The sequence below is a fragment of the Nitrosospira sp. NpAV genome, from assembly GCF_000832065.1.
Classification (GTDB): domain Bacteria; phylum Pseudomonadota; class Gammaproteobacteria; order Burkholderiales; family Nitrosomonadaceae; genus Nitrosospira.
Map to the genome: position 1 here is coordinate 122,127 of NZ_JXQM01000021.1, position 21,622 is coordinate 143,748.

Sequence of the window (21,622 nt, forward strand, 5' to 3'; positions counted from 1 at the left end):
CCTGGACCGGAACATGACTGCTGTTTCCTCAATTGTTGCCCTATTGATGCGGACCTCTAAGCCGACGCTCCGTTGCGCCTTGCCATGAAGCCGACCAGGCCCAATCCGGCCAGCATCAGGGCGCAGGATGCCGGCTCCGGGATAGTAGAAATGAGAGTAGCGATTACCTGCCCCTGATTATTGATCCCCTGAGCATTGCTTAGATAGCTCCCACTTGAAAGATCTGCAATCGAATTAAGATCGATCATTCCCACGCCGTCGGGACCGGTGATGAAGGCGTGGTGAAAACCATCTCTGGAATAACTGACTCCCACTACCTGCCCGGAATCGTTGATACCGTTAGCTTCGCTTTGAAACCCGTCCAGTGTGCCAAGATCGGTCATTTCCATGCCGTTGGGACCAGTGATGAAGGCGTGGCTAAAACCATCTACGCTACTCCATCCTGCCACCTGTCCGGATTCGTTGATAGCGGAAGCTTCGCTGACAAGCCCACCCAACGTGCCGAGGTCGGTCATCCCCACGCCGTCGGGTCCGGTTATGAAGGCACGGCCATAATTAATGAGGTTACCGTATTCATCATAATCGACTACATGGTAATTTCCCGCCACCTGTCCGGAATCGTTGATGCCTTGAGGGGCTTTTTCGCCGAGATCGGTTATCCCTGCGCCATTAGGCCCGGTGATAAAGCCGCGCCAAGAAAGATCTACTATATTGGAAGCTTGTCCCACCACCTGTCCGGAATCGTTGATACCATAATAACCGAAGCCGCCCTCCGTGCCAAGATCAGTCATCCCTACGCCATTAGGTCCGGTGATGAAGCCATGCGGGCCTCCATCCGCGGCTATACTTGTTCCCGCTACCTGTCCGGAGTTATTGATGCTGCGGGCTTCGCTGTAATTCCCGCCCAGCGTGCCAAGATCGGTTACCCCTACGCCATTAGGTCCGGTAATGAAGACATGTATATGACCATCAAAGATACTCCTTCCCACTACCTGTCCGGAATCGTTGATGCCGAAAGCGACGTTGTTGTAATTCCCCCCTCTCGTGTCAAGATAGGTTATTTTGCCGTCAGGATTCACGATGACTTGGGCCTCACGAGTGTTTTGGGCAAAGGCCGAAGACGCGAAGCCGCCACCAGCACTAATGCCAAGGGCTATCGCAAGGATTAAACCATGGGCTCCGCGAGCCTCAAAGATGCGGATGATTTTCATGGGAATCGCTCCGGTAAAGATCGAACAATTGATGAGCAAAACCTATCTCTATTGCCAGTATTCCGTCTATCATCAGGAAAATGATAGGGAACACTGGATACCTTGCATCGCGAAGCAACGGGAAGTTTTGACCGTCATGGTTTCCTAGAGCAAGCATCCGCTCCATCCCTGATGCGGGTCCCCTCTAAGCTGACGCTCCGTTGCGCCTGGCCATGAAGCCGAGCAGACTCAATCCGGCCAGCATCAGGGCGTAGGATGCGGGCTCCGGGACTATCGTGGCAATCACCTGCCCCTCATTATTGATCCCCTGAGCACTGGTTAGGTTGCTCCCACTTGGGAGATCCGCAATCGAATTAAGATCGATCATCCCTACGCCATTGGGCCCGGTGATGAAGGCGTGATCATCATTATCACTTGCGTATCTACTGTATCCCACCACTTGCCCGGAATCGTTGATGCCGTATGCAACGCTGACAGGTCCGCCCAGTGTGCCAAGATCGGTCATTCCTACGCCATTGGGCCCGGTGATGAAGGCATGAACAATATCAGGTGCGACCTCAGAGTATCCCACCACCTGTCCGGAATTGTTAATACCGAAAGCGTGGGTATTTCGCCCACCCAGCGTCCCAAGATCCGTCATTCCTACACCATTCGGTCCGGTGATAAAAGCGTGCGTGGTAAAAGTGTTAGCGGTTTGGCTGTTTCCCACCACCTGTCCGGAATTGTTGATGTCAAGACCAACGCTATGGACAAACCCGCTCAGGGTGCCAAGATCGGTCATCCCTACGCCATTAGGCCCAGTGATGAAGGCGTGGCTATAACCACCATTTATCTTGTTACTGCCGGATCCTGTCACCTGTCCGGAATCATTGATGCCGTAAGCGTCGCTGAAGTCCAGCCCACCGAGATCGGTCATCCCTACGCCATTGGGCCCGGTGATGAATGCCTTGGCATGATTATCACTGTTTCCCACTACCTGTCCGGAATTGTTGATACCGAAGGCGTAGCTATAACGCGCGCCCTGCGTGCCAAGGTCGGTCATCCCTATGCCGTCGGGCCCGGTGATGAAGGCGTGGGCAGTATAAGGTGCGACATCAGAGAATCCCGCCACCTGTCCGGAATCGTTGATACTGCGAGCATCGGTGAAAAACTCGCCCAGCGAGCCGAGATCCCTCACCTTGCCGTCAGGATTCACGATAACCGCGGGATGGGCGAAGGCCGAAGACACGAAGCCACCACCAACACTGATGCCAAGGCTTATCGCAAGGATTAAACCACGAGCCCCACGGGCTTCAAAGATGCGGATGATTTTCATGGGAGGCGCTCCGGTAAGATGGGCTCAAGCAGGCCGGCGCAAGGCGCATTTGATAACCAGAAACATATCACCGACAGGATCGAGCCGTTGTTTAATAGGCGGACAAGATACTTTAACGACATATATACTTATATATCCATGATTTTTACGACTGTAAATCTTCCGATCGGACTATAGCAAGCCCTCTCCTTTTCGGTGATGTGTTGATCCGGCATTGCCGGAAAGTGGCGCCCACAAATCCCTGCAGGTTTTCCTATTCCGGGTGCCAGGCATTTCTCTGTCACCCCGCGCACAGCAGAAGGCTGTCAATAATCAATGAGGATACGGAATGGCGCTTTCGAAGCAAGTGCGACAAATTGTCGCGCGGCAATATGCCGCATTCCTGCATCGATAAAAATCGATTATTCTGATGGCGGATACTATTTCAAGAGCTGGATAGTTGCCACGCTTAACAAGAGTGTCTGTCATTGCGATTCAAGTGTTGTCGCAAGCTTGTAGTTCCATGGTTGTTTTACGTGTTACTTTCCTTCAAATTCCGGGTTCGTCGCACCTTGCTCTAGGTGTTACGAACCCTTCTCTTTTTCAGAAATATGACTTACTGCCATCGAGTGCGGGAATTTCTTGCATCAACTGTCTTTGATAAAACGAAATGCGGCAGCCCTCAATAGATGTCAGCCAACCCGATGATAAGTACTGCGCGCGAACGCTTCCACCCTCCCGGCAGCGCGCTATCCAACAATTTGCCCAGGTATCGTTCTGAGGGCAAGACGCACGGGAAAACAGGCATTTCCTTTCCATACAGCCTTAACATCTGGATTGCTCGATGACCTTTCTGGGCAAGGCCGAGATGATGGCAATTGCCGGGCGGCCAAACGATCGCTGGGGCCAGGTCGGGTGTTGTTTAAGTGGATGGCAAGACTCTTTTCCAAGATCCAGTGTTGCTTTACTATCAGTGAAATAGTTCGGTATTTCAGGGATTCCCAAGCTAAGATAGCCAGGCTGATAAGCAATGGAAAAGTCGTCACCCATCGCAATACGTCCCCCGAGTTTACAATATGTTAACCAATATTTAATATCTATCCTGTCACGATGGAATGGCAAGATTATCAATCTTGAGATATAAGATGAATATGGGACCGAGACTTATTGAATTGAGGCGTAAATACAAACTCAGCCAGACTCAGCTAGGGGAAATATGCGGGGTCTCGAAAGCCGCCGTGTCGCAATGGGAAACCGGTGTTTCCACGCCGGAAATCAGGAAGCTTCTCATTATCCGGTCCAAACTCGCTTTTTCCTTCGACTGGCTGATTACCGGCGAGGGCGAGATAGACTCTGATTTCCTTTCGGCTGGCAAGGAGCGGCGCCAGCGGACACGGCGGGATAGCCGGTACGACAGGCGAAAAATGGATAGGCGGGGCAGGCCTGACAGGCGTCGAGCCACGGGCACCAATGAAATTGTTTCATAAGAAGGCATCACAATCATGGTGATAGGCTCCCCTCCCCTGCGCGCCTGAAGCTCTCTCGCAACTTGTCTCGCCATCATTTCGCACCCTAAAGGATTATCTGGGTTAAAATCCGGCAGCTGATCCCCTTTGCAAGACAATATCATTGATCCACAAAGAATTTCTGCCTCGTGCGGCCTTCACACTCATGGATAGGTTCGCTACGGGCCGGATTTCGGATAAACTTGGCGGTGTAGTAATCTCGCGATGACGCTTTGGTGAGCGAGGCCGGGTGGCTGATCGCGATTGTCGACGGGGAATGGGCGAAAACATCAGATTGATCGAACGATGAAAGTCCTCAATGGCCTGCAAGGATAATAGCTCCGCCAATGCCAATGCAGCTCGTCACGCCGCAGGAACGTCTGCGGGCGCGGAGCAGGCGCTGCGCGAGCGTCTGAAGGAAATCACCTGTCTCTACGAGATTCGCCGTGGCATGGGGCTGGAGTTACCGGTGGATAATGTCTGCCAGCAGATCTTTGAGCACCTGATACCCGCCATGCAATTCCCCGAAATTGCCACTGCCATGATTGAACTCGACGGCAGACGCTTTACCTCCGAGAATCATGGCCAGGGCTTGACGCACGAGCTGCAGTCGAAGATCAGCGCCAACAGCGAATTTCGCGGCCAGTTGCGCGTGTTCTATCCAGAGGACAAACCCTTTCTGATACCGGAAGAGCAGCACCTCATCGATGCTGTCGCGAGCGATCTGGCGCGATGGCTCGAGCGCAAACAGATTGATGAAACGCTGCGCGAGCGTCTAAAGGAAATTACCTGTCTCTATGAGATTCGCCGTGGCATGGGACTGGAATTATCGGTGAACAGCGTCTGCCAGAGCATTTTTGAGCACCTGATACCCGCCATGCAATTCCCCGAAATTGCCACCGCCGTGATCGAGCTCGATGGCAGGCGCTTCACCTCCGAGAATCATGGCCAGGGCCTGACGCACGAGCTGCAGTCCAAGCTTAGCGCCAACAATAAGCCCTGCGGCCAGTTGCGCGTGTTCTATCCTGAAGACAAACCGTTCCTGATACCGGAAGAGCAGCGGCTCATCGATGCCGTCGCGAGTGATCTGGAGCGATGGTTTGAGCGCAAACAGATCGATGAGGCGCTGCATGAACGTCTAAAGGAAATCACCTGTCTCTATGAGATTCGCCGTGGCATGGGGCTAGAGCTATCGGTGGAAGCCGCCTGTCAGCATATTTTCGAGTACCTGATACCGGCCATGCAATTCCCTGAAATTGCCACTGCCATGATCGAGCTCGACAACAGGCGCTTTTCCTCCGAGAACCATGGCCAAGGCCTTACGCACGAGCTGCAGTCGAAGATTAGCGCCAATAATAGGCTCTGCGGCCAATTGCGTGTGTTCTATCCCGAAGACAAGCCGTTTCTGGTGCCCGAAGAGCAGCGGCTCATCGATGCCGTCGCGAGCGATCTGGAGGGATGGCTCGAACGCAAACGCCTGGAACAAGCTCTGATTTCCATCGCGGAAGAGCAGCAGCGGTTGATCGGGCAGGAGTTGCACGATAATCTCGGGCAGCAAATTGCGGCGATCAGCTATCAAGCCAAGGCGCTGGAGAAAAAAATATCTGCATCGGCCTGTGGGGATGCGGCAACGGTCGCCGCATCCATCGCGACACAAGCGCAGGTCGCCGTAATGCAATGCAAGCAGATCGCACAAGGGTTGCTTCCGTTTGAGCTGGAGACCAATGGCCTGACGGCTGCATTGCGGGCATTTGCATCGAGAATCGCAATCACGTATAAAATTACCTGCGATTTTGTATACGAAAACGAAATCCTCATCAAGGATAAGGAGTCTGCGCTCAATCTTTACCGGATTGCTCAGGAAGCCACCAACAATGCGATACGCCACGGCGGCGCGCAACATGTGACTATCTCGCTGGCCACCGAGGGAGAAATGCTCCACCTATCGATACGCGATAATGGCAGCGGCTTCGCCGGTACCGATATAAAACACGAAGTGACACCCGGGATGGGCATTAAAATCATGCAATACCGTGCCAGGCAACTCGGTGCGACGCTGGAATTCCTGTCGCGTGCGGAAGGGGGAGTGGAAGTGCGGCTGGAAATGCGAATGGCTTAGGAGTCTCCGAATATGTCAGTCTTGAAAGCGCAAGTAATGCTGGTGGACGATCATGCCATGTTGCGGCATGGCATGGCGATGCTCATCAATCTTGAGCCGGATATGGAGGTATTTGCCGAGGCCGGCGATGGCGACGAAGCGCTGGCCATACTCAAAGCGGGACATCAAGCCGATATCGTTTTGATGGATGTGTCTCTCAAGACCCTTTCCGGTTTTGAGGTCATAAAAAGCATGCATAATCTGATTTCCACACTTCCCGTACTCGTCGTTTCCATGCATGACGAAGGCGCATATGCGGAACGCGCTTTACGGGCCGGTGCGCGGGGCTATGTGATGAAGCAGGAGCCGGGTGATGTACTGGTGACCGCTATCCGCGAGGTATTAAAGGGAAACGTTTATCTAAGCAAGCAGATGCATGCCCGGCTCCTGAATCGGGTCGTGACCGGAAATTCTGAGCCTGAGCCGTTGATCAACAGTTTGACGCCCAGTGAGTTCGAAGTGTTGCACTTGATAGGATCCGGGCATAGCAGTCAGGAAATTGCCAAGTTACTCAACCGCAGTATTAAAACTATCGAAACGCATCGTTTCAACATTCGCACCAAGCTGAATTTGAGAGACGGCGCCGATTTGATACGTTATGCCACCCACTGGATTTCGGAAGCGCAATAGCAGGCGCATGCGTACCCGACCGGAAACCGGCGTTTTTCGAGCGATCTGATTTTATCCCAGGTTGTCTGGATGCGTTCCGGCTGATTTTCTTCAAAGTTGTCTTCCGCGTTATCGGTATCCACATTAACCACTTCCGGCATACAAATGTTGCCTAAGGGTTTCCCTTAGTATAAAACCAGGGTTTCCCCAATATACTCAATAGCATGGACCGAGCTAGGATGGGCTTGCCGTCATTCTATATGGGTTGCTACCATGAAGACAAAATTGGGAACATTTGTTGCGGTCCTCTCCATGCTTGGTCTATTAGCGTCCTGTGCGCAAACGGGGCCTCTCGAAAAACAGAGTGATGATATTCACAAGGCTGCGCAGAATGCCAGAACCTATGCCGACCATGAAAAATTGGCAAAGCAATATGCAAATACGGCCAAAGAAATACAGATAAAAGCGGAAGAGCAAAAGAAACTGCTTCAGCACTATGAAGAAAAAGGCTATCTCTACGGTAGACAGGCGCAAGATATCCAATCACGCACCTGGGCCTTGCTGAACAAATATGAGCAAGCCGCGGAGGAAAACATACATCAGGCTGCTTTTCACCAGAGAATGGCATCGGAGCTTGCGAAGCGTGATTATGCCACTCCAGCGGAAACACCGAGCCAGCGGAATCGGGAAAACAAGGCCAAGATCGGATCAGATCCCAAAGACCGGATTTAATCTCATTCGGCGATTGACCGCCATGACCATGACAGAAGTTTTCTATTTTCTGGATTGAGTCGGTGTCGCGAGTGCGACAGCTTGAGTGTCACGACACCTACGACAATCAGCGCAACACCCATGTACCTGGCGAATGACGCCGGATCGCCGTAATACAGTATGCCAACCAGGAACGCTCCCGCAGCGCCGATACCCGTCCAGACCGCATAGGCGGTTCCAATCGGGATGTGGCGCTGGGCAAGCCACAGCAAGAAGCCGCTGACACACATGAACCCAATAGCCACGGCGATCCCGGTCCAGCGCGTCTACGGTTCTTGGGCCATCTTCAGGCCGACTGGCCAGCTAATCTCAAAAAGGCCGGCGAGAACGAGGTACACCCAACTCATCTGTTCTTATCCTATCTTCTGGCAGGTGACGACTTCGGGAGGACGGGAGGACAGTTCAATGTATCCAAACTTTCTACCGAAATCGTTAGATTCATAGATCAGGATGTGCGATCTCGCATTCACCGTCGGTATTAACAAATAACTTGATAACTCCCTTATTTACAAACGAACGCCTATTATACGCTTCGAGGTGTTCCTTCTTCATTTCCTACAACCGCATCGATTTGGACCAAAGCATCATTAAGTAAAGCCGATACGCCAATTATTCTTCGTGCAGGAACACCGCCTGGGAAGAATATTGCGTAAGCTTCATCTACAGCATCGATATCCGCGATATTTTTAAGAGCGATATTTATTTTGACTACATCGGCCATATCGTGGCCGATACTTTCTAAAATCGCCTTGATATTTTTTAAGCACTGGCCAGCCTGCTCTTTTACACCGCCAGCTACCATTTTTCCAGATTTTGGATCGATACCTGATTGAGCGGAAATATGGTTGTAATGAGAAAAAGCTACCGTTTGTGTAGATAGAGAACTTTTTGGTGCATTATCCGTATTGTTCGCTTCTATGATAATTCCATGCCTGTCTTCGACAGCTTGTGGGGGTGTGCCGTCTCCGTGCGACACAACTGCTTCAATTTGTACCAAAGCATGCATGGGTAAAGCTGCAACTTCAACTATTGTCCGTGCAGGAAAATAGCCTACGGCCCTGGCGATACCCGAGTCCGGGAAAAATGTTTTATAAACTTCGTTTACAGCTTCAATATCCGAAAGGTTTTTAAGGAATACTGTGATTCTGACAATATCGTCAAAAGGAACATCGATACTTTCTAGAATTGCCTTGATATTTTTTAAGCACTGTCTAGCCTGCTCTTTTACACCACCCGCTACAATTATTCCGGATTTTGGATCAATAGGTAATTGAGCTGAAATATTATTGTAGTGAGAAAAAGCCACTGTTTGGGTAGAGAGAGAATTTTTTGGTGCATTCTCCGTATTATTTGTAAGTTTTATGAGGTCGCCTGCCTGCGGTGCGTTTGGAATTGAGCCTACACCGTTTGAAACAAGTGCTTCAACTTGTACCAAAGCATCCATAGGTAAAGCTGCAACTGCGACTGTCGTCCGTGTAGGAACATAGGTCGGGAAGAATGTTTTATAAACTTCGTCTACAGCGTCAACATCTGAGATATTCTTAACGAATACAGTGATTCTAATAACATCGCTCATAGCATGATCGATGCTTTCTACGATTGCCTTGATATTTTTAAAGCACTGTCCAGCCTGCTCTTTTACACCACCCGCTACTATTTCACCAGATTTTGGATCGATAGGTAGTTGAGCTGAAAGATTGTTGTAATGAGAGAAAGCTACAGTTTGTGAACATGGACCTAATCCTTTTGGAGCATTATTGGTATTTCTTGCTAATACAGCATTATAGCCACTCATGATATTTCTCTTTTTCAGTTATAACTTAAATATCGGACAGATAGTCCGAGTCCTTTTTGCTACGGACGAATGGTCAGAGTCCTGAGATAAACCGGCATTACGCCGACGGACAAGGTATTCAGAGTCCTGCTACGGACGGGTGGTCAGAGTCCTGAGATAGCAGGCAAATCCCCTGGTGCATCCGAGTTTGCCTTGCCAAATATGGATTGTATCAGTTATTTCCTATCTGGGGCGTTTCGCCGTCACGAATCACGGTAGACCCAACTTGCCGCTGCGCCATTTGGCGATGGGCAACAGCTTCCTTCATGTTTGAGCGCGCAGCTTGCTCATATTTGCGTATCAATGCCGTGGTCTGCGATTTCAGGGTTTGGGCTTCCCTGCCATACAGTTGCCCATCATACTGTTCAAGCAGTTTCTTCTGCTCATCTGCCTTGGCCTGCATTTCCCTGGCGGCATCTTCAAAGCGTTTCGCCAAAACACTATGCTGGTTAGAGGAGTCTACAGATTGAATGGCTGATTGATCAGGAAGGCTTTCTGCTTTAACGGTGCCCATGGGGCCACCGACAACCAACAAGCCAAGCAGGGAGAAAATTGCGAAAGTATCTTTTACTTTTGTGCCGAGTGTCGTTGCCATTTTGATTCTCCTGTTCCAATTGATTAGATCAATATCGGACGGATGGTCAGAGTCCTTTTTTTCTGGACGAATGGTCAGAGTCCCACACTGGACGGATGGTCAGAGTCCTTGCGACCTCCTGAAAAAGATGCTCAGAATCTCAGGAAGTGAATTCATATTAAATCCCTCACTTTAAAAATGGTATTGGGGAAACCCTGATTTTGTACTAAGGGAAACCCTTAGATTTTGATAATCTTCCTGCAATGTGCCGCGCTGGATCTTCATTTTGTGCGCTGTTTGCCGGGTCCGGAGCACCACTTTACCGATGCGCCCGATTGCCTGTGATCGTCGAGACCGGTACGTGATATACAGGGCTTACAGTGTTGGCATATCAAAAGCAACGTTTCTACAGTTAAGGGGAAAGGTACGGCGACTTGGCGGCCGATGGGGTCAGGCAGTTACATCAGCTCAAGGAGAGGATGCCTGATTGAAGGGCATCTGAGAAAAAGATCTGATACCAACTTGCTGCCGGAAGTTGTTCAATAGTCATCGACATATGCAAGGTGAGAGTTAAACGCGCGTGTCCGCTAACAATTTTTTGAGCAGGAGTTAATACCACAAGAGTAGGACAGCAAATTGGATAAAATCCTTGCCGCTTGTTTCAAGAGATTGAAAGCAAGCGGCAAGATAGCACTCGAAACTAGATTCGATTAAGAATGATTTTGCTTTGATTGTTCCAGACGACATCAGTCAGATTGGAATACCGTGTAATCATCTGAGCCGCGAGTCAGAGTCCAAGATGAAAGGCAAATCTGACTTCAGATCTGCCCTCTACAACTCTGCATCAGTTACTTTCTGCATGGGGCATTTGGCTGCCATGAATCGCGTAATTATGGTCAGGCTGCTGCGCCATTTGGCGATGAGCGATAGCTTCCTTCATGTTCGAGCGAGCGGCTTGCTCGTACTTCCGTATCAATGCTGAAGTGTGTGATTGCAAGTCTTGTGCCTGCTTGCCATACAGATAGCTTTTGTCCTCGTAGTGTTCCAACAACTTTTTTTGCTCATCCGACTTTGCTTGCATTTGCCGGGCAGCATCTTCAAAGTCTTTTGCCAAAACGCTATGTTCGCTAGAGGATGCTACAAGCTGGATAGCAGATTGATCAGTAAGATTTTCTGCTTTTACCGTGTCTATCGGGGCGCCCACGGCCAATAAGCCAAGCAGGGATAAAATCGCAAAAGTATCTTTTGCTTTTATGCCGAGTGTCGTTGCCATTTTGATTCTCCTGTTCCAATTGATTAGATCAATATCGGACGGATAGTCAGAGTCCTTTTTTGCTACCGGACGAATGGTCAGAGTCCTTACACTGGACGGATGGTCAGAGTCCTGAGATAAACCGGCATTGCGCCGACGGACAAGGTATTCAGAGTCCTGTTACGGACGGATGGTCAGAGTCCTGAGATGGCAGGCAAATCCCCATGATGGATCCGAGTTTGCCCTGCCAGTATAAATCTGTATCAGTTACTTCCTGTTTGGGGCGTTTCGCCGCCATGAATCACGTTAGATCCGAATTGCCGCTGCGCCATTTGGCGATGGGCGACAGCTTCCTTCATGTTTGAGCGTGCGGCTTGCTCATATTTGCGTATCAGCGCTGAAGCGTGTGATTTCAAATTATGAGATTGCCAGCCATACAGATGCATCTCCTCATACTGTTCAAGCAGTTTCTTCTGCTCATCCGCCTTGGCCTGCATTTCCCTGGCGGTATCTTCAAAGCGCTTCGCCAAAACACTATGCTCGTCAAGAGATATGACAACTTGAACGGTAGATTGTTCAGGAAGATTTTCTGCTTTAACGGTGTTAAAGGCCGCGCCTACAACCAACAAGCCAAGCAGGGAGAAAATTGCGAAAGTATCTTTTGCTTTTATGCCGAGTGCCGTTGCCATTTTGATTCTCCTGTTCCAATTGATTAGATCAATATCGGACGGATGGTCAGAGTCCTTTTTGCTGCCGGACGAATGGTCAGAGTCCCACACTGGACGGATGGTCAGAGTCCTTGCGACTGCCTGAAAATGATGCTCAGAATCTCAGGAAGTGAGTTCATATTAAATCCCTCACTTTAAAAATGGTATTGGGGAAACCCTGATTTTGGACTAAGGGAAACCCTTAGATTTTGATATGCTTAGTGTTAGTGGAAAGAAACCGCATCGGGGAGCAAGGCGGATCGCCAGCAACGTCAGGGGAATACCGATTAATCTTGGGTATGCTCCGGAACACCACCCGCTTTTGGACTGTGCTTGATAAGCGCACTTCCCGATAATTTACGGAGAGCGACATAGAACACAGGGGTGAGGAACAATCCAAACAGAGTTACGCCAATCATGCCCGCGAACACGGTAATCCCCGTGGCTGAGCGTACTTCCGCACCAGCACCTGTCGAGAGTACCAGCGGTACGGAGCCAGCGACAAAGGCAATGGATGTCATGACAATCGGCCGCAGCCGCAAGCGGCAGGCTTCCAGTGCCGCTTCAATGATCCCCTTGCCTTGAAATTCCAGTTCACGCGCGAATTCGACGATCAGGATCGCATTCTTGCAGGCCAAGCCCATCAGCACAACCAGCCCCACCTGCACGAATATATTATTGTCGCCGCCCGTCAGCCATACGCCGAGCAGGGCGGCACACATGCATACCGGCACGATCAGGATGACGGCAAGCGGAAGCGTCCAGCTTTCGTACAGTGCCGCCAGCACGAGGAAGGCGAGCATGACGGCAAGCGGAAATACGATCAGCTTGGCATTGCTTTGCGTCACCTGCTGATAGGTCAGGTCCGTCCATTCCAGCATCATGCCTTCCGGCAGCATTTCCCCGGCCATTTCCTTTAGCCGGGCGATGGCCTGTCCCGAGGAAAACTGATGCGGATCGGAATCGCCGATCAGGTCGGCAGCAGGATAGCCGTTGTAGCGCAGTACCGGATCGGGGCCGTAGGTCGGCGTGATCGTCGTCATCGCACTGATAGGTAGCATATCGCCGCTCTCGTTGCGTACACGCAATTTTTCGATGTCTTCAACGCGTTGCCGTTGCCAGGCGTCGGCCTGGACAAAAACGCGATAGACCCGGCCGAACAGGTTGAAATCGTTCACATAGGCTGAGCCCAGGTAGATTTGCAGTGTATCGAACAGCTCGTTCAGCGGCACGCCCTGGGCTTTGGCCTTGGTACGATCGACCTTGATTTCAAGCTGGGGAATATTTGCCTGGTAAGCGCTGACCGGGTAAGTGAACCCCGGCGTCTCCGCGATCCTCCCCTGGAATGCTTTGGTTGCATCCTGCAGTGCGCCATAACCCAGGCCGGCGCGATCTTCCACGTACAGCGAGTAGCCAGAACCGTTGCCCAATCCCTCGATCGGCGGCGGCATCAACGCAAAGGTAATACCCTCCTCAATGGAAGCGAACTTTTCATTGAGCTCGGCGACGATAGCGCTGGCGCTGCGGCTGCGCTGATCGAACGGCTTGAGGATGACGTAGGCGGCGCTGAAATTAGGCGTGTTGGTAAGCTGCAAGGCATTGAGGCCCGCATAAGCTGCCACTTTCTCCACGCCCTCGGTGTCCAGCGCGATATCGATCATCTTGCGCACGACCTCGTCCGTGCGTGCCAGCGAGGCGCCCTCAGGCAGCTTGGCGCCGGTGAAGAGATAAAGTTTATCCTGCGTCGGGATAAAACCATCCGGCACCTTGCCGAACAGCAGCGCGGTGCAGGCAAGCAGCATGAGGTAGACGCCGAAGACGAGCCCGCGTTTTGTCAGGGCGTGCCCCACGGTACGATGATAGCGCTCGGAGTTGCGCTGGAAGAAGCGGTTGAAGGGGCGGAATATCCAGCCGAGCAAACGCTCGATCACGCGCGATAGCGCATCTTGGGGCGTGTCGTGGCTTTTGAGCAGCATGGCCGCCAATGCCGGCGAAAGGGTCAATGAGTTGATGGCGGAAATCACCGTGGAAACCGCGATTGTCACGGCGAACTGCTTGTAGAATTGGCCGGTTACACCCGTCAGAAAGGCCATCGGCACGAATACCGCGCACAGCACCAGTGCAATGGCAATGATGGGGCCCGATACCTCCTTCATCGCCTGGTGCGCGGCGGCCAGCGGGGCCAGTCCTTCCTCGATGTTGCGCTCGACGTTCTCCACGACGACAATGGCATCATCGACAACGATGCCGATCGCGAGCACAAGACCGAACAAGGTCAGGGTATTGATCGAAAAACCGAGCAGGTACAGTACGGCAAAAGTGCCCACTATCGATACGGGCACCGCGATCAGGGGGATGATCGAAGCACGCCAGGTCTGCAGGAAAAGAATCACGACAACTACGACGAGTGCAATGGCTTCCAGCAGCGTATTCTGCACGGCGCGGATCGAATCGCGCACAAAAACGGTGGGGTCCCATGTCGGATCGTAGGTGACGCCCGGGGGAAAGCGCCTGGATAACTCATCCATCTTCGCATATACCGTGTCCGCCACTGCCAGGGCGTTGGCGCCCGGCGAGAGGAAGACGCCTACCGTGGCGTTGGTGTTCCTGTTGTTATAGGCGCGCACGGTATAATTGCCGGAACCGAGTTCCACGCGCGCCACGTTCGACAGGCGCACCACCTCACCATTCGGGCCGCTTTTCAGTATGATGTCCCCGAACTCGGCTTCGGTGCTGAGCCGGCCGCGCACATTGATTGAGACCAGGAAATCCGGCTTGTTTGGCGAAGGTTCGGCGCCGAGCTGGCCGGCCGATACCTGCACATTCTGTTCGCGCAGCGCGTTGAGTATGTCGCCGCCGGTCAGGCCGCGCGAAGCGACTTTATCCGGATCGAGCCAGATGCGCATCGCGTAGTCGCCCGAGCCGAACAGCTGTACATCGCCGATGCCGTGCAGGCGAGATAGCTCATCCTTGACATGCAACACCAGGTAGTTGCGCAAATAGAGCGAGTCGTAGCGCCCGTCCGTCGAGATCAGGTTCATGTACATCAACGGCGTCGGGGATTGCTTCTGGGTCGTTACGCCATATTGCCGGACTGCCTCGGGCAGGCGCGGCAGCGCCTGGCTTACCCGGTTCAGTACGCGCACCGCGGCGATATCCGGATCCACGCCCGGCGTGAAGGTAATCACTACCTGGAGGGTACCGTCAGAACTGGCGATAGACTTCAGGTACATGATGCCTTCAACGCCGTTGATGGCTTCTTCCAGCGGCACGGCTACCGATTCGGCAATCTCTTTCGGATTGGCGCCCGGGTAGTTGGTGCGCACGAGAACGGTCGGTGGGATGACTTCGGGATATTCGCCGTTAGGCAGCAGGGGGATCGCAATCAGGCCGGCGGCAAAAATCACGATCGACAGTACCGCCGCGAAGATCGGCCGGTCGATAAAGAATCTGGAGAAATCCACTGAAGCTACCTCACCGCGCCTTACAGCGCAGCCATCGGGATTTCATTGAGCTTAACCGCCATACCGGGATGGATTTTCTGCTGGCCGGTGACCACGATCCTGTCCTCCGGCGCAAGGCCGGACTGTATCACGCGCAATCCCTCCGCCATGCGGCCGAGCACGATGTCCCTGCGTTGGACTTTGTTATCCTTGTCCACCACGTAGACGTACTTTCGGTCCTGATCAGTCATCACTGCCTTGTCATCGATCAGCAGGGCATTTTCCTTCCCGCCACTGACAAATTGCACGCGCACGAACAAGCCGGGAGTAAAAACGCGATCGGCATTGGGAAGCACGGCGCGCACGCGTATCGTTCCAACGGCGGGATTGACCTGGTTGTCGAAGAAGTTGATCGTGCCCGCGTGGGGATAGCCTTGCTCGTTGGCTAGGCCGACGCGTACCGAGGTGCCTGCCGCTGCGCCTTCGCCCTCACGCTCCTGTTCGCCGTAGCGCAGGTAGCTGTTTTCGTCGACATCGAAGTATACGTACATGGGATCCTGCGACACCACCGTGGTCAGGATGGTCTGGTCGGCAACGGCCAGGTTGCCGACAGTCAGCACGGCACGGCTCGTTTTACCGGCGACTGGCGCGCGCACTTCGGTAAATTCCAGCTGGAGTTTCGCATTGTCTACCACTGCCTTGGCCGCATCAATATCTGCAGTGCTCTGCGTGAGCGTGGTACTGCGCGTGTCCATCTCTTCACGCGAGATTGCCTCGGCTTCCATTAGCAGCCGGGCATTCTTGTCCCGCATGCCCGCGAGCTTTTCCGCCACACGCGCACGATCGAGCTGTGCCTGCGCATTGGCCAGTGCCATCCGATAGGGACGCTGATCGATAAGGAACATCAGGTCACCCTTTTTCACCTCCTGGCCTTCCTTGTACGCGACACGCTGCACATAGCCGCTCACGCGGGCTCGCAGTTCAATGGTATCGATCGCGCTGACACGGCCAGTGTATTCATTCCATTGCTGCACCGGCCTGGAGAGTACTCGGGCAACGCTGATCTCCGGCGGAGGCGGCGCCTGACCGCCGCCCGCCTGCTCGCTGTCGCAAGCTGCCAGCACCAGCATCAATGCGACGATTACGCCTGGCATAATCGTGCGTATACGGAACACTCTACCCATTTGAGAGTGAGGCATGCATATCCCTTTTGGCTATTGCAACAAACAAGGCAGGAGCTCGTCCACCCCTATCGGAGTCAACAGATATACTCGTGAAATAGACACGCTTGTAATCATGCGGCATAGCCGAATTATGAAGGCGAATAGCATCGTGGTTGTCAACGAGGCAAAAAGGGCTTCATACTGTCCGCAACATAATATTCAAAAAGCACGGTTTCTTTCCACACCCCCCTGCAACTGCATAACCAGCTTTTGCTGCGAAGGCGATTAGATCCGTTTTCTGAGACGGCCCATTACGTTGCACCTTCCCCAACCCCAAGAACCACACCCTACTTAACCCGCCAGCAATCGGATTTGGATTCAGGATTTGCAGAGAAAATCACACCGCGTCGCGGAGCATATTACCATGCGAAGAAGTGCCATTATTTTCCTTCTAAGGGCGATACTCGCAAAGGGCATCCATTTCGACAAAATTCGATAAATGTTTGCGCAGGGGGTCTGAGTCTTCGAGTGAGGCCAGTAGCTTGCCGACCGCGCTTTGTTTTTTGAATTCGCATTCCTTGGCTCTGGGTGCCTCGCCCCGCAGATGATACAGCTTCGCAGCCGTCGCATATGCGCGCCAGGCAGCAAGCGGAACTTCCACGCTCTCCACGATAGCGAGTGCTTCCGCAATTTGCGAATCAGCCTCATCCAAAGCATTTTCCTTTATCGCAATTTCGGCAAAAAATGAATGACTCAGTGCAAGATAGGCATTCTCCGGCGCGCCAGCCGAAAGGTCGTGCAACCGCTGGGCGTAATAGCGCGCCTTTCCGAACTCGCCCAAGGATAGCCAGGCCTCGCAGGCTCCCTGGCAGGCGGGGAAGGAATAGTTGCGAGATAGCGGGAGCGATTCATTTTCCTCCGCTCGAAAAAAAATTTCAAAACATCGAATCGCTTCGTTATGGTCTCCAAGTCCGAGTAGCGCCCTTCCATGTATGGCTGAAAAATGAGCCGAGATATAGGTAGCCCAGGGTCCGGAATTCTCCGATGGGGCCTCCTCACAATATGTTTTGGCGCCTGCAAAATCGCAGGCTTCCACATGCAGCCAAGCCATCATGATCTGGCGATGCCAGCGGAGCGGTAAATTTGCATCGTTACAATTGCATTCGAATGCACGCCTGCTCTCCTCCGCAACCTCGCGCAATTTTTGCCATTCGCCCAGATGCAGCAAAGCTAATCCGCAGTAATAATGTCCCACCATAAACATGTAGCCATCGCCCAGCGTACGCGATAATGCCAAGGCTTCTTCAGCTGTTGCCCAGGCGCTTCTGTACCGCGAAGCCAGCAGTTCGATATAGATATGCTGTGTCAGCCGGGTGTGAAGCAACTGTGGGCTGGCGATGGTTCGAGCGACCCCCATGGCTTCGTGGCAAGCGCTGGCGCAGTCCTCGCGCCACTGACCGAACAATAGATTCAATCCACCCCACATGCCCTTGACCACCGATTGAAGAATTTTGTCATCGAGTCCTTTGCTGCGCGCCAATGCTTGTTCTGCCAGCTCCAGACATTCACGGCGATCCAGCCATACAAGAACGCGGCTCAGTTCGATAAGTGCCAAAACCTCCGCGCGGGAGCTTCCCGAGGCTCTGGCTGTGGCAAGCATATCCTCCAGATCGGCTTTGGCCCCCACCATATCGCCCAGCGAGCGTCTTATGGCCGACAATTGCTTCAAGAGGTCGATACGTGCTTCCGCCTGCTGTGCTCCCGGCAACCGGGCAATCATGCTCAATGCACGCACTAGGTAGTCATGGCCCTGGCGATTCGCGAAACGATGCGCGGCATTAGCAGCTGATAGCTTCAAATAGCGAACCGCTCGAATCCAGTCCCATCCTTTTTCAAAATGCAAGGCCAATTCCGCGGCATGTTTCAGATTCAACTCACCGTGCACCTGTTCCAGACATTCGCCGATGCGCAAATGCAATCGGATGAGTTCGCCGGGCGCGCATCGTCGATAGAGCACCTCAGCATACAGAGCATGACGGAACGCATAGTGGCCGACAACGTCACCCTGCGAACCCTGTTCCATGCCGTCGGGAAGCAGTATCTGTCCGCGCCTGACCAGGGCATCGCAGCAGCGTTCTACCTCGGCAGCCTTCATATCGAGTACCGCACCCAGCAATATCACCGAGAAATGCGACCCTATCGCGGCGGCAACCTCCAGCACACGCTGCTCATCACGATTTAATCGTTCAATTTCGCGTTCAATCACACGCCGGATAGTATCCGGTAACGCCTTGTCCACCATTGACTCCCGCGATGGGGGCCATTGAGGGTGCTGATTTACTAGATATTCGATCAGATTGGAGACGAATAGCGGATGTCCTCCGGTCCTGGCGAAAAGGGCCCGGCTTATAGAATCCGGCATTTCCATGGCCGGAAAACGCCGGGTAAGGTAGTCTTTGACCTCGTCCGGAGAAAACGGATCGATGGCTATTTCAGAACTCATCTCCCGTAGCTGCAATTCACGGTGTACCAGCGCAACGGAATGCGCCTGCATGGCGGCATCGACTGGCCGATAGCTCGCCAGTATCAAGAGGGCCGCAGACTCGCTTCGCCGTGCCAGCAAACCGAGAAAATCCAGGGTTGCATGATCGCTCCAATGGAGATCCTCCAGTACGAGAATCAAGGAAGCATTCTTGCTCAAGGTTTCCAGCAGCTCGCACCCCTCGCGTATCATGCGTTCCCGGCTGGCACCGAAGATTTCACGCTGGAGAGTTTCTCGTTCCTCGGGCTGCAGTACTGATGGCAGCTGCGCAAGCCAGATCGGCGCGTGACGATGCAATAACTCGATCAGTTTGGCACCTTCCGGCGCGCGACAATGCTTCTCGATGGCTTCAATCATTGGAAGTAATGCCTCTCCCTGGCCGAAATGCTCCACGCAGCGCATGCGTAACACCAATGGAGCGTATCCGCTGATCTCATTGAGAAACATTTCGATCAGGGTGGTTTTACCGATTCCCGGTTCACCCGTCAGGAAAGCTATCTGGCGCAGACCCTCCAGCGAACGCCGCCAGATATCCAGCAATTGGGCTTGGGCTGTTTCACGGCCGATCCACCAGTTTGCTCTGTCACTGGGCTGAATTGCACGGCGAATGCCGGCAGGGGACTGGTCTGCAAATTCCTCTCCTTTCGCCGATGCATTGACCGCGGTAACAGGAGCGATGAAGCGGTAGCCGCGTCGCGCGACCGTGACGAGATAAGCTGGAGCGCGAGCATCGTCCCTGAGAGCCTGCCGCAGCTCGTTGATGCAAACTTTCAGCACCGATTCGCCGACGTGGCGATGCTGCCACACATTATCCAGCAACTCATCCTTGGTCACCAGCTGCCCATGCCGTTCAATCAGATAACATAATGCAGCAAAATTCTTAGGCCGCAATGGCACCACCTGATCGTCATGCCATAACATGGCGTTGACCTTGTCCAATCTGAAAGAATGGAACTTCCAGCAACTTGTCTGAATTCCGGTATTCATATTTGTATTATTCCGCTTTCAGAGGACGGTAAATTTAACCAATATTTAACTGTATTTTTACGACTTCCCACTCAAATTAACATATTGTCCGGTTATACCTCATGGTTCTCCGGCAATTCCAGTGCGGTTGAGGAAAATCTGGGGGAGTTGGTTTCCCTCGGTCATGCTCAGTTGTGTTTTAAGGTTTTCTAGTTGAATTCCAGACGCATGAAAAATGAAATTGGAGCATAGCTTCATCCCATCGGGTAATAAACGAATTGTTTTGGCATTTATATAAAATGGCGGTTCAGATGCCTATTTTAAGACCAGGCACCGAACGCGCATCTATCCAGGCGGCAGCTCCGAGGAAATGGGTAATGAAAAAATCAGAATTGATAGATATGTTTGGTTTAAGTGGTGATTCATCAAGTAATGATCAGCTGGATGATTTACTTTTTTGCCTTGAATCAAACATTCCAAATGTACTTGAAACAAATTCGAAAGTCACCTGTTTACCATCCTTTACGCCAGCAACCACCGCACGTTCGAGGTCCGGCGGTATTACCGCCGCTTTTAAGAAACAAAACGGGATGGTTTCAGATTTGACACCGCCACGCAAAGCCCGAGGCTTATTGCATGAATCCCTATCGCGCTCGATGAGACGGATCGTAGCACAGTGATGATCTGCAACCATTATCAGACGCAGACGTTCACCGAGCAGTTGCCGCTTGAGGCGATCCCATCCGCAGAATTGCCCGGTCATTCAGCATCGATACAAATGCTGATTGAAATGAGCGGCGTGCATGCCACGGAGACCGTGCTCGATGTTGGCTGCGGCTCCGGTCTGGTCGCATGTGAGTTTGCTCCCCATGTCCGGTTTGTAACGGGTGTCGATATCACTCCCAGAATGATAAAAGCAGCCAAAGAAAGGCAGATTGAAAAACGACTCGATAATCTTGTCTGGCGAATTGGAGACGCGTCCCTGCTTTCCTTTTCATCGAATAGCTTTGACGTGGTTCTGGCTCGATACAGTTTTCACCACTTCGAGAAACCAGAAATGGTTTTGTCCGAAATGATTCGGGTTTGCAAGCCGGGGGGCCGTGTCCTGGTGGCTGATGTTGTCATGCCATCAGATAAGGCGGAGGCCTATAATCAACTTGAAAAGCTGCGCGACCCATCGAATATAAGGGCCTTGAAAATATCTGAAATCGTCAGGCTCATCCATAATTCGAGACTTTTGGATTTGAAGATCCAGCAACATAAAATCGAGGGCGACGTTGAGCAGCAATTAAACAGCTCATTTCTCGGCCCGGGCGACGCAGACAAAATCCGCATGCTGTTCAAATCGGATATCGATAAGGATCGTTTGGGAATCAACGTCCACCTCGACGGCAAGGCGATCCGCTTTGCTATTCCAATTGTGGTTTTCGCCGGCACGAAAGCCCGGTGCCCAGCCGGATTGAAGCCATCGCCCGTGGCTATTTCCAGCCCTTCGTTTACCGGCTAGGCACGGGACGGTCTACTTCTTTCTCGCCGGATCAAGTCTTATCCTCCCGCAGCCGCCTATCGGCGGCTGATTTTTTTGCCTATCCC

At 52.5% G+C, this 21,622-nt stretch carries 18 protein-coding genes; 7 read left to right on the forward strand and 11 right to left on the reverse strand.

The window, feature by feature from the left end; translation table 11 throughout:
- Window positions 1-56: 56 nt before the first annotated feature.
- Window positions 57-1,211 carry an HAF repeat-containing PEP-CTERM protein gene (locus SQ11_RS13250; RefSeq protein ID WP_052494244.1) on the reverse strand — a complete coding sequence of 385 codons (1,155 nt, stop codon included), beginning with the start codon at window positions 1,209-1,211 and terminating at the stop codon, window positions 57-59.
- Here SQ11_RS13250 and SQ11_RS17345 point away from each other — a divergent pair.
- The gene (locus SQ11_RS17345; RefSeq protein ID WP_156972507.1) at window positions 1,210-1,359 is read left to right on the forward strand and encodes a hypothetical protein; all 150 of its coding nucleotides are present in this window, start codon (window positions 1,210-1,212) and stop codon (window positions 1,357-1,359) included. The genes SQ11_RS13250 and SQ11_RS17345 overlap by 2 nt on opposite strands.
- Before the next feature lie 36 nt (window positions 1,360-1,395).
- Here SQ11_RS17345 and SQ11_RS13255 read toward each other — a convergent pair whose 3' ends face one another.
- Window positions 1,396-2,526 carry an HAF repeat-containing PEP-CTERM protein gene (locus tag SQ11_RS13255; protein ID WP_052494245.1) on the reverse strand — a complete coding sequence of 377 codons (1,131 nt, stop codon included), beginning with the start codon at window positions 2,524-2,526 and terminating at the stop codon, window positions 1,396-1,398.
- An 804-nt stretch (window positions 2,527-3,330) separates the two neighbouring features.
- Window positions 3,331-3,555: a hypothetical protein gene (locus SQ11_RS17350; RefSeq protein WP_156972508.1), complete on the reverse strand. Its 225-nt coding sequence runs from the start codon at window positions 3,553-3,555 to the stop codon at window positions 3,331-3,333.
- A 95-nt stretch (window positions 3,556-3,650) separates the two neighbouring features.
- Between SQ11_RS17350 and SQ11_RS16540 the strand changes: the two genes are divergently transcribed.
- The 4 genes from SQ11_RS16540 to SQ11_RS13275 all read left to right on the forward strand — a co-directional run bounded on the left by SQ11_RS16540 (window position 3,651) and on the right by SQ11_RS13275 (window position 7,509).
- Window positions 3,651-3,992 carry a helix-turn-helix domain-containing protein gene (locus SQ11_RS16540; RefSeq protein ID WP_052494246.1) on the forward strand — a complete coding sequence of 114 codons (342 nt, stop codon included), beginning with the start codon at window positions 3,651-3,653 and terminating at the stop codon, window positions 3,990-3,992.
- Window positions 3,993-4,329: 337 nt separating this feature from the next.
- Window positions 4,330-6,129 (forward strand): sensor histidine kinase, encoded by a 1,800-nt coding sequence (locus SQ11_RS13265; RefSeq protein WP_041514642.1) that lies wholly within the window; start codon window positions 4,330-4,332, stop codon window positions 6,127-6,129.
- 12 nt (window positions 6,130-6,141) lie between these two features.
- Complete coding sequence (locus SQ11_RS13270) at window positions 6,142-6,798, forward strand: response regulator transcription factor (RefSeq protein WP_041514643.1); 657 nt, start codon at window positions 6,142-6,144, stop codon at window positions 6,796-6,798.
- A 252-nt stretch (window positions 6,799-7,050) separates the two neighbouring features.
- Window positions 7,051-7,509 (forward strand): hypothetical protein, encoded by a 459-nt coding sequence (locus SQ11_RS13275; RefSeq protein ID WP_041514644.1) that lies wholly within the window; start codon window positions 7,051-7,053, stop codon window positions 7,507-7,509.
- Window positions 7,510-7,511: 2 nt separating this feature from the next.
- Here the strand turns inward: SQ11_RS13275 and SQ11_RS13280 are convergent, their stop codons facing one another.
- From SQ11_RS13280 to SQ11_RS13315, 8 genes are all read right to left on the reverse strand, one after another.
- Window positions 7,512-7,799, reverse strand: coding sequence for a multidrug efflux SMR transporter (locus SQ11_RS13280; protein WP_269746053.1), 288 nt, complete (start codon window positions 7,797-7,799; stop codon window positions 7,512-7,514).
- 272 nt (window positions 7,800-8,071) lie between these two features.
- Window positions 8,072-9,343: a RidA family protein gene (locus tag SQ11_RS13285; RefSeq protein ID WP_041514645.1), complete on the reverse strand. Its 1,272-nt coding sequence runs from the start codon at window positions 9,341-9,343 to the stop codon at window positions 8,072-8,074.
- A gap of 211 nt (window positions 9,344-9,554) precedes the next feature.
- Window positions 9,555-9,977, reverse strand: coding sequence for a hypothetical protein (locus tag SQ11_RS13290; protein ID WP_041514646.1), 423 nt, complete (start codon window positions 9,975-9,977; stop codon window positions 9,555-9,557).
- A gap of 823 nt (window positions 9,978-10,800) precedes the next feature.
- A complete protein-coding gene (locus tag SQ11_RS13295) occupies window positions 10,801-11,229 on the reverse strand; it encodes a hypothetical protein (RefSeq protein WP_052494247.1) in 429 nt (142 codons plus the stop codon).
- Between the two features lie 242 nt (window positions 11,230-11,471).
- Window positions 11,472-11,897 (reverse strand): hypothetical protein, encoded by a 426-nt coding sequence (locus tag SQ11_RS13300; RefSeq protein WP_052494248.1) that lies wholly within the window; start codon window positions 11,895-11,897, stop codon window positions 11,472-11,474.
- A 305-nt stretch (window positions 11,898-12,202) separates the two neighbouring features.
- The gene (locus SQ11_RS13305; protein ID WP_041514647.1) at window positions 12,203-15,379 is read right to left on the reverse strand and encodes an efflux RND transporter permease subunit; all 3,177 of its coding nucleotides are present in this window, start codon (window positions 15,377-15,379) and stop codon (window positions 12,203-12,205) included.
- 20 nt (window positions 15,380-15,399) lie between these two features.
- Window positions 15,400-16,557, reverse strand: coding sequence for an efflux RND transporter periplasmic adaptor subunit (locus SQ11_RS13310; protein ID WP_232298008.1), 1,158 nt, complete (start codon window positions 16,555-16,557; stop codon window positions 15,400-15,402).
- 415 nt (window positions 16,558-16,972) lie between these two features.
- Complete coding sequence (locus tag SQ11_RS13315) at window positions 16,973-20,050, reverse strand: AAA family ATPase (protein WP_052494249.1); 3,078 nt, start codon at window positions 20,048-20,050, stop codon at window positions 16,973-16,975.
- A gap of 356 nt (window positions 20,051-20,406) precedes the next feature.
- On the opposite strand from SQ11_RS13315, the gene SQ11_RS13320 reads away from it, so the two are divergent.
- Window positions 20,407-20,709: a hypothetical protein gene (locus SQ11_RS13320; RefSeq protein ID WP_041514648.1), complete on the forward strand. Its 303-nt coding sequence runs from the start codon at window positions 20,407-20,409 to the stop codon at window positions 20,707-20,709.
- Window positions 20,709-21,536, forward strand: coding sequence for a class I SAM-dependent methyltransferase (locus SQ11_RS13325; protein ID WP_084226875.1), 828 nt, complete (start codon window positions 20,709-20,711; stop codon window positions 21,534-21,536). The genes SQ11_RS13320 and SQ11_RS13325 overlap by 1 nt, the downstream gene beginning before the upstream one ends.
- Window positions 21,537-21,622: the final 86 nt, after the last annotated feature.

Coding starts and splice junctions, on each gene's coding strand:
- SQ11_RS17345 (WP_156972507.1), top strand. CDS start 1,210: ATGGGAATCGCTCCGGTAAAGATCGAACAATTGATGAGCAAAACCTAT.
- SQ11_RS13250 (WP_052494244.1), bottom strand. CDS start 1,211: ATGAAAATCATCCGCATCTTTGAGGCTCGCGGAGCCCATGGTTTAATC.
- SQ11_RS13255 (WP_052494245.1), bottom strand. CDS start 2,526: ATGAAAATCATCCGCATCTTTGAAGCCCGTGGGGCTCGTGGTTTAATC.
- SQ11_RS17350 (WP_156972508.1), bottom strand. CDS start 3,555: ATGGGTGACGACTTTTCCATTGCTTATCAGCCTGGCTATCTTAGCTTG.
- SQ11_RS16540 (WP_052494246.1), top strand. CDS start 3,651: ATGAATATGGGACCGAGACTTATTGAATTGAGGCGTAAATACAAACTC.
- SQ11_RS13265 (WP_041514642.1), top strand. CDS start 4,330: ATGGCCTGCAAGGATAATAGCTCCGCCAATGCCAATGCAGCTCGTCAC.
- SQ11_RS13270 (WP_041514643.1), top strand. CDS start 6,142: ATGTCAGTCTTGAAAGCGCAAGTAATGCTGGTGGACGATCATGCCATG.
- SQ11_RS13275 (WP_041514644.1), top strand. CDS start 7,051: ATGAAGACAAAATTGGGAACATTTGTTGCGGTCCTCTCCATGCTTGGT.
- SQ11_RS13285 (WP_041514645.1), bottom strand. CDS start 9,343: ATGAGTGGCTATAATGCTGTATTAGCAAGAAATACCAATAATGCTCCA.
- SQ11_RS13290 (WP_041514646.1), bottom strand. CDS start 9,977: ATGGCAACGACACTCGGCACAAAAGTAAAAGATACTTTCGCAATTTTC.
- SQ11_RS13295 (WP_052494247.1), bottom strand. CDS start 11,229: ATGGCAACGACACTCGGCATAAAAGCAAAAGATACTTTTGCGATTTTA.
- SQ11_RS13300 (WP_052494248.1), bottom strand. CDS start 11,897: ATGGCAACGGCACTCGGCATAAAAGCAAAAGATACTTTCGCAATTTTC.
- SQ11_RS13310 (WP_232298008.1), bottom strand. CDS start 16,557: ATGCCTCACTCTCAAATGGGTAGAGTGTTCCGTATACGCACGATTATG.
- SQ11_RS13315 (WP_052494249.1), bottom strand. CDS start 20,050: ATGAATACCGGAATTCAGACAAGTTGCTGGAAGTTCCATTCTTTCAGA.
- SQ11_RS13320 (WP_041514648.1), top strand. CDS start 20,407: ATGAAAAAATCAGAATTGATAGATATGTTTGGTTTAAGTGGTGATTCA.
- SQ11_RS13325 (WP_084226875.1), top strand. CDS start 20,709: ATGATCTGCAACCATTATCAGACGCAGACGTTCACCGAGCAGTTGCCG.